The sequence below is a fragment of the Flavobacterium sp. CFBP9031 genome (genome assembly GCF_034044945.1).
Classification (GTDB): domain Bacteria; phylum Bacteroidota; class Bacteroidia; order Flavobacteriales; family Flavobacteriaceae; genus Flavobacterium.
Genome location: NZ_JAXCWF010000001.1, coordinates 137719 through 152835 on the forward strand (window position 1 = coordinate 137719; position 15117 = coordinate 152835).

The 15117-nt window shown below is 32.3% G+C and carries 13 protein-coding genes and 1 other RNA gene; 8 read left to right on the plus strand and 6 right to left on the minus strand.

The genetic code is table 11. The features are described 5' to 3' along the window. Positions 1-144: 144 nt before the first annotated feature. From SOM12_RS00500 to SOM12_RS00510, 3 genes are all read left to right on the plus strand, one after another. On the plus strand, positions 145-1197 hold the full coding sequence (locus SOM12_RS00500) for a sensor histidine kinase (protein WP_320492010.1): 1053 nt from the start codon (positions 145-147) through the stop codon (positions 1195-1197). After that, entirely contained in the window at positions 1187-1888 is a 702-nt protein-coding gene (locus SOM12_RS00505; protein ID WP_095930523.1) for a LytR/AlgR family response regulator transcription factor, read from the plus strand. Before SOM12_RS00500 ends, SOM12_RS00505 begins: the two co-directional genes overlap by 11 nt. Before the next feature lie 175 nt (positions 1889-2063). Further along, entirely contained in the window at positions 2064-3533 is a 1470-nt protein-coding gene (locus tag SOM12_RS00510; protein ID WP_250836722.1) for an MFS transporter, read from the plus strand. A gap of 119 nt (positions 3534-3652) precedes the next feature. Here SOM12_RS00510 and SOM12_RS00515 read toward each other — a convergent pair whose 3' ends face one another. The 4 genes from SOM12_RS00515 to ffs form a co-directional block, all read right to left on the minus strand. After that, positions 3653-4150 carry a hypothetical protein gene (locus SOM12_RS00515; protein ID WP_095930521.1) on the minus strand — a complete coding sequence of 166 codons (498 nt, stop codon included), beginning with the start codon at positions 4148-4150 and terminating at the stop codon, positions 3653-3655. 91 nt (positions 4151-4241) lie between these two features. Further along, positions 4242-4898 carry a fructose-6-phosphate aldolase gene (gene fsa / locus SOM12_RS00520; RefSeq protein WP_095930520.1) on the minus strand — a complete coding sequence of 219 codons (657 nt, stop codon included), beginning with the start codon at positions 4896-4898 and terminating at the stop codon, positions 4242-4244. 167 nt (positions 4899-5065) lie between these two features. Further along, positions 5066-5869, minus strand: coding sequence for an SDR family oxidoreductase (locus SOM12_RS00525; RefSeq protein ID WP_320492011.1), 804 nt, complete (start codon positions 5867-5869; stop codon positions 5066-5068). A 175-nt stretch (positions 5870-6044) separates the two neighbouring features. Beyond that, an RNA gene (ffs, locus tag SOM12_RS00530) (signal recognition particle sRNA small type) lies at positions 6045-6142 on the minus strand. A gap of 88 nt (positions 6143-6230) precedes the next feature. Between ffs and SOM12_RS00535 the strand changes: the two genes are divergently transcribed. From SOM12_RS00535 to SOM12_RS00545, 3 genes are all read left to right on the plus strand, one after another. After that, the gene (locus SOM12_RS00535) at positions 6231-7283 is read left to right on the plus strand and encodes a glutaminyl-peptide cyclotransferase (RefSeq protein ID WP_320492012.1); all 1053 of its coding nucleotides are present in this window, start codon (positions 6231-6233) and stop codon (positions 7281-7283) included. A 116-nt stretch (positions 7284-7399) separates the two neighbouring features. Continuing rightward, positions 7400-8638 (plus strand): imidazolonepropionase, encoded by a 1239-nt coding sequence (hutI, locus tag SOM12_RS00540; RefSeq protein WP_320492013.1) that lies wholly within the window; start codon positions 7400-7402, stop codon positions 8636-8638. Positions 8639-8779: 141 nt separating this feature from the next. Next, positions 8780-9184, plus strand: coding sequence for a hypothetical protein (locus SOM12_RS00545; RefSeq protein ID WP_095930516.1), 405 nt, complete (start codon positions 8780-8782; stop codon positions 9182-9184). Between the two features lie 254 nt (positions 9185-9438). On the opposite strand, the gene SOM12_RS00550 is transcribed toward SOM12_RS00545, so the two are convergent. Continuing rightward, positions 9439-10317 carry a hypothetical protein gene (locus SOM12_RS00550; RefSeq protein ID WP_095930515.1) on the minus strand — a complete coding sequence of 293 codons (879 nt, stop codon included), beginning with the start codon at positions 10315-10317 and terminating at the stop codon, positions 9439-9441. A 98-nt stretch (positions 10318-10415) separates the two neighbouring features. On the opposite strand from SOM12_RS00550, the gene SOM12_RS00555 reads away from it, so the two are divergent. Together SOM12_RS00555 and SOM12_RS00560 are read left to right on the plus strand one after the other, a co-directional pair. Beyond that, complete coding sequence (locus SOM12_RS00555; RefSeq protein ID WP_320492014.1) at positions 10416-11453, plus strand: formimidoylglutamase; 1038 nt, start codon at positions 10416-10418, stop codon at positions 11451-11453. 136 nt (positions 11454-11589) lie between these two features. After that, a complete protein-coding gene (locus SOM12_RS00560; protein ID WP_320492016.1) occupies positions 11590-12837 on the plus strand; it encodes a DEAD/DEAH box helicase in 1248 nt (415 codons plus the stop codon). Here the strand turns inward: SOM12_RS00560 and SOM12_RS00565 are convergent. Continuing rightward, complete coding sequence (locus SOM12_RS00565) at positions 12834-14999, minus strand: response regulator (protein WP_320492017.1); 2166 nt, start codon at positions 14997-14999, stop codon at positions 12834-12836. The two genes, SOM12_RS00560 and SOM12_RS00565, sit on opposite strands and share 4 nt — an antisense overlap. Positions 15000-15117 lie beyond the last annotated feature (118 nt).

A 15117-nucleotide genomic window follows, 5' to 3' on the forward strand; every position in this document is an offset into this window, starting at 1 on the left:
TAATAGAAAAAATAAGCACAAATATCCTTTTTTTGTAAAATTTTATTCAAAAAAATTGGCTCTTTGCAGTTAATTGTTTAAAGTTGCACAATATTTCAATATTGTTAAGAAAAACCAAAAAAAACGCAAATAACTTAAAACCAGTTGAAAGAAATACGAAAAGTTAAATTTGATATTAAACTGCAAAATCATATCTGGTTTTGGGGAGTATATTTTACTTTAAACTTTTTAAGATGGGGAGCTTACTTTAATGATTATCCTTATGCATTCAAATCTAATGTAATTGAGTTCTCACTAGTTATTCCGTTAGTGTATTTAAATTTATTTGTTTTAGTTCCCAAGTATGTACTAAAACAAAAATACATCCTGTATACTTTTTTGCTTCTCGTAAGTTTGTTTGTAATGTATCTGCTCAAAACGGCCCTGACATATTATATTATATCAGAAAATATCTGGCCAGAAGCAAATCGCGAATACCATCCTTTTGAGATCAATCACATTGTTGCTGTTTGTATAGGAGAATTGTATGTTCTAGCAATGGCCTCCTCTGTGTATCTTACTTTAACTTGGTTAAGAGAGCGTGAAAGAAATAGATCGTTGAGAGAAAATCAATTTAAAATAAAATTAAAATATCTAGAAAATCAGATTCAGCCTCATTTTTTCTTTAATACACTAAATAATCTGTACGCTTTATCTTTAGAATCATCGAAGAAAGTTCCAGATGTAATCATCAAACTTTCTAATTTGATGGAATATGTTTTGTATGATGTAAAAGGAACCAAATTTGTTCCGCTTATAAAAGAAATCGATTATATTCAGAACTATATCGAAATCGAAAAGCTTCGTTTTGAAAATGTTGAAGTGACCATAAATCTAGAATCTAATATAGAAGATGTTGTTGTACCGCCTTTAATCTTTATTTCTTTGGTCGAAAATGCTTTTAAACACGGTGGACTAAACAACAGAAATTTAAAAATAAAAATCAATTGCAAAGTTATAGACAACAAAATACTCGATTTTGAAATCTTAAATAATTTTGTAATTTCACAAAATCATAATCCAAAAAAAGGAATTGGTCTGGTTAATACCAAAAAGAGACTAAAGCTGATTTACAGAAACAATTTTAGTCTAAAACAACAAACCAAACTAAATTTCTATATAATCCGATTGCAAATACCAACTCAGAATGAAGATTAAATGCGTGTTAATTGATGATGAGCCTTTAGCTATCAAAGTCTTGCAAAATTATTTTACCAATTTTACAGATTTTGAAGTTGTTGCGACATTCAATAATTCTCTAGAGGCGCTCGATTTTATAAACAGTACTCCTGTTGATGCCGTCTTTTTAGATATTAACATGCCCATGATGACGGGTTTCGAACTTATTAGTCTTATCGAAAACAAAACCAAAGTTATCATTACCACCGCATTTAGAGAATTTGCTGCCGAAAGTTATGATTTGGATGTACTAGACTATTTGGTAAAACCAATTCCGTTGCCAAGGTTCATCAAATGCATCAATAAAATCACTACCGAATACAATCTCAAAAACAATATCAAGATTGAAACGGCAAAAGGGGATTCTCATATTTTTATCAAAGTAGATAAAAAAATGATGAAAATTAATATTGAAGAAATTCTATTTGTCGAAGGAATGAAAGAATATATAAAAGTGGTCACTCCCGATAAAACCTACATTACACATAAATCTCTTACATCCTTATCTGAAGAATTGCCCGCAGATCGCTTCCTAAGAATACACAAATCTTATGTAATTGCACTAAATAAAGTGAAATCTATAGAAGGAAACCGCGTTCAAATACAATCTTACAACATTCCGATAGGCAGAAACTACAGTAAAGAAGTTAAAAACAAGATATTGGAATAAAATATAATTACGAATTACATTTTCTAAGTAGGTTAAAATTAACACTTTGTTGAAAAAACATAGTCGTTGGTTTAAATTTAACATTATTTATACCTTTTTATTTTTTTTTGATAATCCTAACAAATATATTTACGGTCTTCAAAAAACAATAAAATAAAAAATTAACCTTATTATTATGAGTTCAGAAAATGTGCAAACCAAATGGGGGCAATTTATCTCTTTGATAATCGTCTTCTTCTTTTGGGGTTTTGTTGGTTCAGCCAATGATATCCTGATTCCAGTATTCAAAAAAGTATTTACGTTATCGCAAGTACAATCTCAATTAGTAGCATGGGCTTTCTACGCTGCATATTTTGTTGGATCAATTATATTCTTTATCGTTTCTTTAAAAGTAGACGTTCTACAAAAATACGGCTACAAAAAAACACTATCTGCAGGATTAATTTTATCAGCAGTAGGTTCATTCCTATTCATTCCAGCAGCTACAATCCAAAGTTTTCCTTTCTTCTTAACAGCTTTATTCACAGTAGGTTTAGGATTCTCTATCCAACAGATTGTTGCAAATCCGTTAGCTATTAAAATGGGAAGTCCTGAAACTGGAGCACACCGTTTAACTCTTGCGGGAGGAATCAACTCTTTCGGAACAACAATCGGAGCTATTTTATTAGGTATCGCTTTATTCGGAATGGGAGACAACAAAAAAACAGCTCTTTCATTAGAAGATATTAAATTGCCTTTCATCATTTTAGGTCTTGCTTTTATTGCGGTTGCGGTATTTATGAATTTCTCAAAAATCGAAGATCCTGTAAAAGAGGAAGAAGCAATAATCAAAGAAAAACACAGTAAATTCAACATTCTTGACTATCCACAATTATACTTGGGTATGTTAGGAATTTTTATTTATGTAGGAACTGAGGTAACTATCATTAGTAATTTACCTGCCTTATTACACACTAACGAATTCGGAAACATCTTAGAAGACGCTGTAGCACCATTTATTGCGCTTTACTGGGGAAGTTTAATGATTGGTCGTTGGAATGGTGGAGCAAACGTATTTAATACTTCAAACTTAGTAAATACAGCACTTAAATTTATCGTTCCTGCTGCTGCATTTGGAGTAATCATTGGTGCAAACATCTTTGCAGCTCACGATGTTTCTTCATTCTACATCTACCCTTTCTGGATTTTACTATTTATTGCAGTAAGTTTTATTGGTGGTAAAAACGCTGGAAAAACATTAATGCTTTTCGGAATTTCAGGATTAACTATGATGGCATTAGGATTAGCATGGCCAGATCCAGAAATTGCTAAATTCTTCTTCATCTCTGGTGGATTATTCTTATCGATCATGTGGCCTTCAATCTTCGATTTAGCGATTGCAGGATTAGGGAAAAACACAGGAAAAGCGTCTTCTTTCTTAATCATGATGATTCTTGGTGGTGGAGTAATTCCATTGGTACAAGGAAGTATCTGTGACTTAGATGCAACAAATCCAAACGGAATTTTCGGTATCACATACACACACTTCTCTTACATTATACCGCTACTTGGTTTTGCATATTTAGGATTCTACGGTTTCTACTGTCCTAAAATTTTAAAAAGACAAGGTATTAGCCACATAGAAAGTGCTGGTGGAGGACACTAAAAAGTAAAAAACTCCAATATATAAAAATCCAAATTCCAATTTTAAAACTGGAATTTGGATTTTTTTTATTTAAAGAAGAAAAAAACTTAGAAGCTTAGCATCTCAGAATCTTAGCAACTTTATTTGGCATTAATAATATTACTCAAGTTCTTCTTAAAAAGAGCCTTATTTTGAACCGTTAAAGGATAAACCACATCTTTGTCCGCATGAACAATTACTTTATCTATATCGGCATTTAAAAGCGCTTGCGGGTCTTTTATCTTCAAGGTGCAGGCTCCATCAAAAAAGCCGTCGTCTTCTATAGTTTTTCGAGCTTCTATTTTTGTTCCATCACTTAGGATTGCCGAAATCGTCATTTCGCTATTTAATGTTTTCGAATAAAATCCATCCATTACCAATAAAAGCCGGTAAGAATTTTTTAATTCTGGACCTTTAAATTCGTGTCTCGTAATATTATATCGAAGACCTTTGGCAAGAGTTTGAAATTTAACCGAGCAATCTAACTCATAAGTAGCAACATCACCCGCTTCATTTACCGAAGTAATAACTTTAGCAGCTTGAGCGTTTATAGAAAAACTCGCTACAAAAAAAGACAACATAAATAAGATAACTTTCATATTTAACTATTTAAGATTCAATATAAAAGTAAAAAAAATCGTCTCTTCTCGTTAGAAAAAAGACGATTTTAATTTTATAAGTATCTAAGGATTATTTATTTCCTTTTTCAAAGTCAGCTACAAACTGAGCTAAACCGATATCTGTCAATGGGTGTTTCAATAAACCGTAAATTGCAGAAAGAGGTCCAGTCATAACGTCTGCACCAATTTTAGCACAGTTTACAATATGCATAGTGTGACGTACAGAAGCTGCTAAAATTTGAGTTTCGTAACCGTAGTTATCATAAACCTCTCTAATTTCTTGAATCAAATTCAATCCATCAGTAGAAATATCATCTAAACGCCCAACGAAAGGAGAAACAAAAGTTGCTCCAGCTTTTGCAGCCAAAAGTGCTTGTCCTACAGAGAAAACAAGAGTTACGTTAGTTTTAATTCCTTTATCAGAAAAGTATTTTGCTGCCATAACACCTTCCTTAGTCATAGGAAGTTTTACAACAATCTGCTCATGTAATTCAGCTAACTCCTCACCTTCTTTAACCATACCGTCAAAGTCAAGAGCGTTAACTTCTGCACTTACATCACCATCAACAAGATTGCAAATGTCAACATAATGCTTAAGGATATTGTTTTTTCCAGTGATTCCTTCTTTTGCCATTAATGACGGATTAGTTGTTACACCATCCAAAACACCTAAAGCTTGTGCTTCTTTAATTTGAGCTAAATTAGCTGTGTCTATAAAAAATTTCATAATTTGTTTAATTAAAAATGGTTTGTTTGTATTTATAAATTTCTTTTCAAATAAATTCTTTTAAAGAAATCTAGCTGCAAAATTACAAAATCAATACCAATAAAGATTTTAAAATTAAAACCATTTTAAAATTATATGTTAAAAATAAGTGTGTTTTTTACATTTTTCTATAACTTATAATGATTCATAAGCATTTTCTCATACATTTTATCTGGAAGCGCACGTTTTAAAACAATTGAAAACTTCTGCATAAAAGCGCCCACTTTATAATGTACGTTTGGTTTTTTAGTTTGAATAATTTTATAAACTGCTTCTGCCATTTCATTTGGATTACTTCCTGCATCAACATGATCATTCATTGTGGCTAGAACATCGCCATAAACCTTTTCGTAAGCAGAATCTTTAATAACAGGCGCATGATAACGTCCGGCAGCAATATTGGTTGCAAAATCTCCAGGCGCAACATTCGTGATTTCGACACCAAAAGCTTTTACTTCCATCCTTAAAGCTTCAGTAATCAATTCCAAAGCTCCTTTCGATGCAGAATAAACACTTCTATACGGAAGTCCCATATAACCAGCAATCGAAGTAATATTAATAATAAGACCAGAATTTTGCTTACGCATTTGTGGCAACGCCGCTTTCATAACTTCAATTGGACCAAAAAAGTTAGTCTCAAAATTATTTCGAATTTCTTCTGTCGGAATTTCTTCTAAAGGTCCTGTAATTCCAACTCCAGCGTTATTAATTACAATATCCAATCTTCCAGAAGTTTCGATAATTTTATTTACCGCTGTTTTAATAGAATCAGAATTTCGAACATCTAAAGCAACTAACGGAAAAACTGAATTTAAAACTTTCTCAGGATTTCTGCTTGTTCCGTATACAACAAAACCTTTTTGATGTAAAAATTCACCAATAGATTTTCCAATTCCTGATGATCCTCCGGTAATTAAAACGACTTTGCTCATTTTTTAGTTATAAATTATGGGTTTATGAGTTATAAGTTTTTGGAATTGGGTTTATTTTGAACCACATAAAGCAGTCAATTTTGAACTTCTAACCAATAACATTTAACTTCAGATAGGGTCAAAAATAAAAAAATCCTCCTAAAAGGAAGATTACAAAACTATTAAATTCTAAAAAAAATGGCAAGCGACCTACATCGCACCGCTCAACCACGTACCCTTGCTATGTTCCCATCCTGGGGGAGTCTGCAGGAGCTGGTCGTGTAGGACTTGCCGGTGCAAATATACAACCTTTTTATATTTTTGCAAGACCTTTGCAGCAATAAAAATATCGTCGTATATTGCCTTATTCAAATTTTAAACTATGAAAAAATATAACTTCCTAGCTGTCATTTTATTAGGAATCACATTGGTTGGATGTGGAGAAAAAAATAAAGGTGAAAATTCTTTATTTACTATCGATGATTCTGCTTTTCCGGCTCATCTTACGCAAAAAGAAGCGCTTAATATTGGAATTTTAAACCCAAAATCTAAAGAAATTGACAGCGTTGCCTACTTCGTAAACGACCAAAGAGTTGGAGGTACAAAAGGTGCTGCAAATTTTAGATTTGAATTAATAGATCAAAAATTAGGATACCAATACCTAAAAGCTAAAGTTTATTTTGGCGGAGATTCTTCTGACGCAACTGCTAGAATTGAAGTCGTTTCAGACATTGAGCCTAAATTATTAAAATATAAAGTCGTAAATACTTTTCCTCACGACAAAAAAGCTTTTACAGAAGGTTTAGAGTTTTATAAAGACACTTTATATGAAAGCACTGGACAAGAAGGAGCTTCTTTTGTAAAAAAATACGATTACAAAACTGGAAAAGTTTACAAACAAATTGATCTTGAACAGCAATATTTTGGAGAGGGAATTACATTTATAAATGATAAATTGTTCCAACTAACGTACAAAAACAAAAAAGGTTTCATTTACGACGCAAAGACTTTAAAAATTGAAAAAACCTTTGATTATGAAAAAGATATTGAAGGTTGGGGAATGACAAATGACGGAAAACACATTTATCAAACTGATGGAACTGAAAAAATTTGGAAAGTTGACCCTGCTACTCAAAAAATGATTGATTATATCAACGTTTATTCGGGAGAATCTAAAATTAAAGCCGTTAATGAAATCGAATGGATCAATGGAAAAATCTATGCAAATGTATGGTTTAAAGATGCTATTGCTGTCGTAAATCCAAATTCAGGAGCAGTTGAAGCCATTTTAAATTTATCTGATTTAAGAAAAACAATGACAGACATTACAAAAGATGATGTTTTAAACGGTATTGCTTACAATCCTAAAACTAAAACTATTTTTGTAACGGGTAAAAACTGGAGCAAAATGTTCGAAATTACCGTTTCTGAATAAAGATAATAATATTGAATTTTTAAAATTCCAAATTCCAATCTGACACAAATTTCATAAGTTTTCATTCATTAATAAGTGAAAATTTGTGAATTTTGTGTTTTATAACAACATCAACGATGACAACATTAATCATAAACATACAAGAGTTATTACAAGTTCGCGAAACTTCTATCACTAAAGTTTCGGGTGCGGAAATGGCAAAACTTCCAACAATTAAAAATGCTTTTTTGGTATTAAAAGACAATTTAATTGAAGATTTCGGCTCAATGGAGAATCTTCCAGAAATCAAAGCTGATAAAACTATTGATGCAACTGGAAAAGTTGTTCTTCCGTCTTGGTGCGACAGCCACACGCATATTGTTTATGCAGGTAATCGCGAGCAGGAATTTGTTGATCGTATAAATGGTCTTTCTTATGAAGAAATAGCCAATCGTGGTGGCGGAATTTTAAATTCGGCTAAAAAACTAAACCAAACTTCTGAAGAAGAAATTTATGAACAATCTAAAATTCGTTTAGAAGAAGTAATGCATTTAGGAACTGGAGCTGTAGAAATTAAATCAGGTTACGGTTTGACGGTCGATGGAGAATTAAAGATGCTTCGTGTAATTAAAAAATTGGCAGAAAACTATCCTATCGCCATCAAAGCGACATTTCTAGGCGCACATGCTTTTCCTTTACATTACAAAGAGGATAAAGCTGGCTATCTTGACGAAATGATTAACGAAATGCTGCCAGAAATTTCCAAAAATAAGCTTGCTGATTATGTAGATGTTTTCTGCGAAAGCGGTTATTTTTCTGTAGAAGAAACCGAAAAAATAATGGAAGCAGGTTTAGCATTTGGCTTGAAACCGAAAATCCATGTCAATCAATTTAATTCTATTGGCGGAATTCAGGCTGGCGTTAAATTTAATGCACTATCTGTAGATCATCTTGAAATTATGAACCCAGAAGATATTGAAGCCTTAAAAGACACCGAAACAATGCCCGTTGCTTTACCTTCTTGTTCTTATTTCTTAAGCATTCCGTACACGCCTGCCCGAGAAATGATAAAAGCTGGTTTACCTCTAGCCTTAGCAACAGATTTCAACCCTGGCTCTACTCCATCAGGAAATATGAATTTTGTTGTAGCAACAGCTTGCATCAAAATGAAAATGACGCCAGAAGAAGCGATTAATGCAGCAACAATAAACGGCGCCTACGCAATGGGACTTTCAGAAACACACGGAAGTATCACAAGAGGCAAAAAAGCCAATCTGATTCTAACAAAACCTATTTCCTCTTATTACCAAATTCCTTACGCTTTTGGAAGCAATCTTATCGAATCTGTTTTCGCAGAAGGAAAAATTTTAAAATAATTCAGTGGGTGAAATGGAATAAAATAAGGTAAGATACCCACTTTACATCAAACAAAGGACAAACTTAAAATGCAACAATATGAAATGAAAGTCTCTTTAATTAGAGGCTTTTTTATTTACTATATTTGAACAAAAACAAATATGGAAATCTTTATAGGTATAGCAGGACTTCTTATTGCTTGGTTAACATATAAGAAAACTTTTCACTCAAAACCTGATGAAGAAAGAAATAATTTGTTAGGTATTTTTCTAACCACACAAAAACTTCATTTAGAAGTTCAATCTCTTCTGCAAAAATACATAGACGATAATAATGGAGCTGAACATTTTATTTATCCTGACATAACTTTTCAACGTTTATTGGATATGTATAAACAAGGTTTTGAAAAAGATTTATCTGATAAAGTTTATGAGGAATTAAAAAATAATCAAAATTATACTAAAAGCAATATTGGTACTTTTCAAAATCAGATTGATATACAACATAATGCATTATTGCAATTTCGCAATCAATTGCTATTTTTACAAGCAACCACCAACGAATAGATTCTAGTTAAAGAAGCATACTTACTAAAATAATTTGATCTAATCTGCAAAATCTAATTTAGATCAACCAAAATCTTTTTACATCTGCGTAAAAAAAAATCTATGCGCAAAATGTTTCACGCAGATGTAAAAAGATTATGGCAGATATATACAGATTAAATTGAAAAAATCACCACACATTATCCCATAAAAAAAGGCCTGTGAAAAATCACAGACCTTTAATATCTTAAGTGGTATTGTATCCCTAAGGCTCCTTATCTTAAACTAAAACTAGTTTTAGAAACTAACTCATCATTATCAAAAACATTAATAAAATAAGTTCCTTTAGCAAAATCTTTTCCTGGAAGATCTTCACTAACTTGTACAGTTTTATTTTCGTATTTCACTGTAGTTTTAAAGCTATAAGTTAATGTGTTTTCTCCAAAACTTTCAGTTTTCTTTTCGCCTAAAACATTGTTTTTAGCATCGATAACTTGAACATAATACGTTTTGTCTCCAGATTTTGCAATTTGATTTTCAGCAATTGTAAAACTAACTTTCAAAACATCAGCACGACTTGCTTTATCAGTTTCGATTTGTTTTCCAGAGCTTTTCAATTTGTAAGCTGAAGTTTTAGTATTTAAAACAGATAATTTAGATCCTTTTTCTACAGTTTTAGCTAACTCTTCGTTTTGACCAACTAATACTTCATTATACTTTTTAGACTCTCCTAAAACTACAATTGTACTATCTCTTTGAGTTGTTAAAACACCATTTTGTTTTTTCAACTCATCGTTTTCAGCAACTAAAGTTTTCATTTTACTCTGCATTGCTTGAACTTGAGATCTGTATTTAGAAACATCTCCTTTAGACTTGTTCAAATCATCCATTAAAGCCACAACTTTGTCTCTTTCTTGGATTAATTCGTCAGACATAGAAGTGTTTTCAGCAATTGCAGCATCATAAGTCGCTTTTAACTCCTGTAAATCTTTCATTACAGATTCTTTCTCAGTCAAGGTTGTTGTAAGTTCAGTTTTAACTACCTCTGTATCAGAAGACAATTTAAAAATATACACTAAGCTACCGATCAGTAGGACTGCTAAAACTGCGATTACCGCCTTTAGACTTGAATTGTTGTTCTTTGGGTTTTCCATATTTAAATAATTTTCTTTAATAACAAATTTAAGAATTAATATAAGGTAATAACGTAAGTTTCTACAATTATATTATTTTTGGAAAATAAATTTTTTTCATGGAAAAATTAATCCCATTCACTATAAATGATTTAGCTAAAATCACAAATCACAGAAGTGGTGAAATAAAGTTCGGAGAAAAAATGATTGTCATTCCGCCAGGAATTGATAAGATTAATTTTATTAAAGAAAGTGAAGCTAAATATGTGCTTCTAGGAATTCCCGAAGATATTGGTGTTCGCGCCAATTACGGAAGGCCTGGAGCCGCTTCTGCATGGCAATCTGCTATAAAAAGCATTGCAAATATTCAGCACAATCGTTTTTGCAAAGGAAGTAACATTATTATTTTAGGACATATTAATGTTACTGACGAAATGCGTCAGGTAGAAAACTTAGATTTTAACGACATTGACGATCGTTCAAAATTAAGTCAGCTGGTTGAAAAAATCGACAAAGAAGTCTCTCACATCATCTTTACTATAATCAAGGCTGGAAAAACGCCAATTATTATTGGCGGAGGCCACAATAATGCCTACGGAAATATTAAAGGTGCCGCTCTTGCGAAAGGAAAACCAATAAATGCAATCAATTTTGATGCGCATTCTGATTTTAGAATTTTAGAAGGCCGCCATAGCGGAAATGGATTTTCATATGCTTACGAAGAAGGTTTTTTAAAGAAATACTTCATTTTTGGCCTTCACGAAAATTATACTTCAAAAAGTGTTTTAGATATTATAAAAAAATTGGAAGACCGCGTTCGATACAATACTTACGACAGTGTCAACATTAGAAAAGAAAAAGATTTTAATCGCGAAATGATTACCGCTTTGGATTTTATTAAAAGTGATGCTTTCGGAATTGAAATTGATCTTGATGCAATTCCAAACATTGCCAGTAGCGCCATGACTATCAGCGGTTTCTCTGTTGAAGAACTAAGACAATTTGTTTCTTTCTTTGGCGAACATAAACATGCTGCATATCTGCATATCTGCGAAGGAGCGCCAGATTTAGATAATTCTCCAAACAATAATTTAATCGGCAAATTGATTGGGTATTTGGTAACTGATTTTATCAAAGCAAACATCGAACCGGCTTGATTTTAAATACCCTATTAGGTTATGCCATAAGGCCTATTTGCCAAATAAAAGCAAATTCAAACAAACGATTGAACGAATAAACATATCTTTGCACAGCATTTTAGTTATTAAAACTGAAATACTAAATACCAAAGATATGTTATTCGAAGATCTATCACTTTCAAAAAGTATACAAAAAGCTGTATTTGAAGAAGGCTACTTAAATCCGACTCCAATTCAGGAAAAATCAATTCCGATTGTATTAGAAGGCCGCGATTTAATTGGCTGTGCACAGACAGGAACAGGAAAAACGGCAGCATTTGCTATTCCAATCATACATCAATTACACCGAATTGTCGGTTCATCAAAAAAAGCAAAAGTGATTCGTGCGCTTGTGGTTACGCCTACTCGCGAACTAGCAGTGCAGATCGGTCAAAGTTTTGACACTTATGCAAAATATACCAACTTAACGCAGCTGACTATTTTTGGAGGAGTTTCTCAAAATCCGCAAGTAGACGCTTTAAAAAATGGCGTTGATGTTTTAGTTGCCACTCCAGGACGTTTATTAGACCTTCATAAACAAGGTTTTCTTGATTTAAATCATTTGCACACTTTAGTGCTAGATGAAGCCGATCAGATGCTGGATATGGGTTTTATAAACGATGTCAAAAAAATCGTAAAACTGACTCCTAAAAACAGACAAACGTTACTTTTCTCTGCAACAATGCCAATTGCAATTCGCGAATTGGCAGAAATGTTTCTTCAAGATCCAGAAAAAGTTGAAGTTTCTCCAGTTTCTTCTACAGCAGAAAATGTAGAACAACGCATTTATTTTGTTGATAAAACAGAAAAAAGAAACTTGTTATACAATTTAATTAAAGAAGAAAATTTATCGAACGTACTTGTTTTCTCGAGAACAAAACATGGCGCAGATAATGTGGTAAAAGCGCTTCGCAAAAAAGATATTCCTGCAGAAGCCATTCACGGAGATAAATCGCAAAACGCAAGACAAAGAGTTCTAGATGCTTTCAAAAACAAAGAAGTTGGAGTTTTGGTTGCAACCGATATTGCTGCACGAGGAATTGACATCGAGCAATTGCCTTATGTAATCAATTTTGACTTACCAAATATTCCAGAAACGTACGTTCACCGAATTGGCCGTACAGGTCGTGCAGGAAATGGCGGAATCGCAATTTCTTTCTGCGGAAAAGATGAACTTCCATATTGGAAAGACATTCAAAAATTAATAAAAGTTGATGTAAAAACGATTGCCGACCATCCGTATCAATGGCATTCTGGAAGTCCAGAAGCTGGAGAAAAACCTAAAAGCTCAAACAGAAGTGGCGGAGCTCACAAATCGAGAAAGTCAACAAACGCTAAGAAAAACAAAAAACGCTGGTACTAAACAGCGTTTTTTTCTTTTATAAGGAAATTGATTATTTTAAATAATTTAACCGGTTCAAAAGGTTTAATAATAATATCATTCATTCCAGACGAAATCGCTTCATCTGTAATTTCATCTTTATCAAAAGCCGTCAAAGCGACAATTGGAGTTTCTATACCCTGAAGACGTATTCGTTTGGTGGTTTCAAATCCATTCATTAAAGGCATATTAATATCCATTAAAATTAGATCGAAGGTGTCATTTTCTAAAGCTTTAAGAGCCGCAAAACCATCGTCGACTACTTTGCAGGAATAATTGTTTTTTTCGATAATCTTTTTGGTAACAAGCTGATTAATCAAATTGTCTTCAACAACTAGAATTTTATAAACTTCGCTCGAAGTCAAATCAACTTCAATCTCATCAATAATACTTTTCGTTTTGGCTAAATCATGCTCAAAAGCAATAGTAAACGAAAATGAAGTTCCTTTTCCTAAATCACTGTCTAAAGTAATAGTGCTTCCAAAAAGCCCTAAAAGCCTTTTTACAATACTAAGCCCCAATCCTGTACCTTGATAATCTTCGTCTTTACGGCCAACTTGAACAAATTTTTCAAAAATCTTATTCTGATCTACAGCCGCAATTCCGATTCCGTTGTCTTTTATCAAGAAATCTAAATAATGGAGCTTTCCTTCTACTTTATTCAGTTTTACTATAATTTCAACCTGGCCGTCTTTGGTAAATTTCAAAGCATTGCTGACCAAATTCATTAAAATCTGAGCCAAGCGCAATTTATCTCCAATCAAATATTCTGGAATATGAGAATCAATATCAATAGAAATACTATTATTATTCTTCTGTGAAAGAAAAGAAAGCGAATTCTTAATTACCGTAATTTCATCAGAAATATTAAAAGTCAGATTCTCCAGTACAATTTTGTTCTCTTCAATTTTATTGATCTGCAAAATATCGTTTACGAGAGACAATAGATATCTAGCAGAAAATTTTAAGGAACTTAAATGCTGACTTCTCGAAATTTCTTTATGTTCTTCGAGCAGCATATTGGTAATTCCAACAACTCCATAAAGCGGAGTGCGCAATTCGTGGCTTATAGTCGATATAAATTGCGTTTTAAGCAAAGAGGCTTCTTCTGCGATTTCTTTCGCTTTAAGAAGCTCTAAGTTATGTTTTTTCTTATATCTGATATTCTTTATCAGTGTGACGATTAAAATTAAAAGAATCAGCGAAATCAAAATAAAAAGAATAACAATGATTTTTGATTTTCTTAAACTTTGAGATTGCTCTACTTTTTCCCCTTCAACTTTATCAATCTGCCTTTTATATTCATCCAATTCTAGACTTAAACCCGCTTGAGAAGCTTTTTTCAGTTTTTTAACATCATATAAATTATCAGAAAGATTGTAATGATTAACAAGTGCTTCGTAAGCTTCTTTGTTTTTATCTATTTTATTTAGGAAATGAGCATATTCTAAATAAGCATGTGCCAAATCTGTTTTTTCTTGACATTTTTTCCCAGATTCAATAGCACTCAAAAAATAGGCATTTGCAGCCTTGTTGTCATTTTTATAGCTAGCATAAATACCGTTAAGCATATCAACTATTACTTCTGTCGATCCGTCATTATATTTTAATTTCGTGCTATTAACATATTTCAAAAAAAGATGCCCTTGATTGAAGTTTCCAATATCAAAATACGCCCAAGCAATATTGACATTGGTAAAATACACCTCTTTCAAATCATTAATTTTCAAAGCATAAGCAACTGCTTTTTTATAATTACGGATTCCTTCATCAAACTGTTTCTTTTCGAAACAATACATATTCCCTAAATTATTATAGAGAAGACATTTTATAGAATCGTTATCGGTTTTATTGGCATAGTACAGCCCTTTTTTGTAGAAGAAAATCGCTTTATCAAACTCTGCCAATTCATTATAGTTGGCCGCGATAATATTATAGGAACGAGCAGTAAGACAGTAATCTTTTAGTACTGTTGCCGCATTTAAGGCTACTCTAGAATAGATAAGTGATTTTTCGAAATTAGATTCTCTAAAATTTAAAAGTGCTTTCTTAACAGTCTTATCAATTTTAGGATCTAGATTACAATTAGATTGCGCGATTGCCGAATTGGCAAAGCAATTCAGAATCAAGAGTAAAAGTAACAAAATCCGTTTTTGGGGCATCAATCGGCTAGTTTGATCAAATATACACTTTAAAATAAAAAAAAGCTGTATTTCATAAAAAAATACAGCTTTTCAAAAATTATTTTCAACAACTAAGATA

Coding starts and splice junctions, on each gene's coding strand:
- SOM12_RS00505 (WP_095930523.1), top strand. CDS start 1,187: ATGAAGATTAAATGCGTGTTAATTGATGATGAGCCTTTAGCTATCAAA.
- SOM12_RS00510 (WP_250836722.1), top strand. CDS start 2,064: ATGAGTTCAGAAAATGTGCAAACCAAATGGGGGCAATTTATCTCTTTG.
- SOM12_RS00515 (WP_095930521.1), bottom strand. CDS start 4,150: ATGAAAGTTATCTTATTTATGTTGTCTTTTTTTGTAGCGAGTTTTTCT.
- fsa (WP_095930520.1), bottom strand. CDS start 4,898: ATGAAATTTTTTATAGACACAGCTAATTTAGCTCAAATTAAAGAAGCA.
- SOM12_RS00525 (WP_320492011.1), bottom strand. CDS start 5,869: ATGAGCAAAGTCGTTTTAATTACCGGAGGATCATCAGGAATTGGAAAA.
- SOM12_RS00535 (WP_320492012.1), top strand. CDS start 6,231: ATGAAAAAATATAACTTCCTAGCTGTCATTTTATTAGGAATCACATTG.
- hutI (WP_320492013.1), top strand. CDS start 7,400: ATGACAACATTAATCATAAACATACAAGAGTTATTACAAGTTCGCGAA.
- SOM12_RS00545 (WP_095930516.1), top strand. CDS start 8,780: ATGGAAATCTTTATAGGTATAGCAGGACTTCTTATTGCTTGGTTAACA.
- SOM12_RS00550 (WP_095930515.1), bottom strand. CDS start 10,317: ATGGAAAACCCAAAGAACAACAATTCAAGTCTAAAGGCGGTAATCGCA.
- SOM12_RS00555 (WP_320492014.1), top strand. CDS start 10,416: ATGGAAAAATTAATCCCATTCACTATAAATGATTTAGCTAAAATCACA.
- SOM12_RS00560 (WP_320492016.1), top strand. CDS start 11,590: ATGTTATTCGAAGATCTATCACTTTCAAAAAGTATACAAAAAGCTGTA.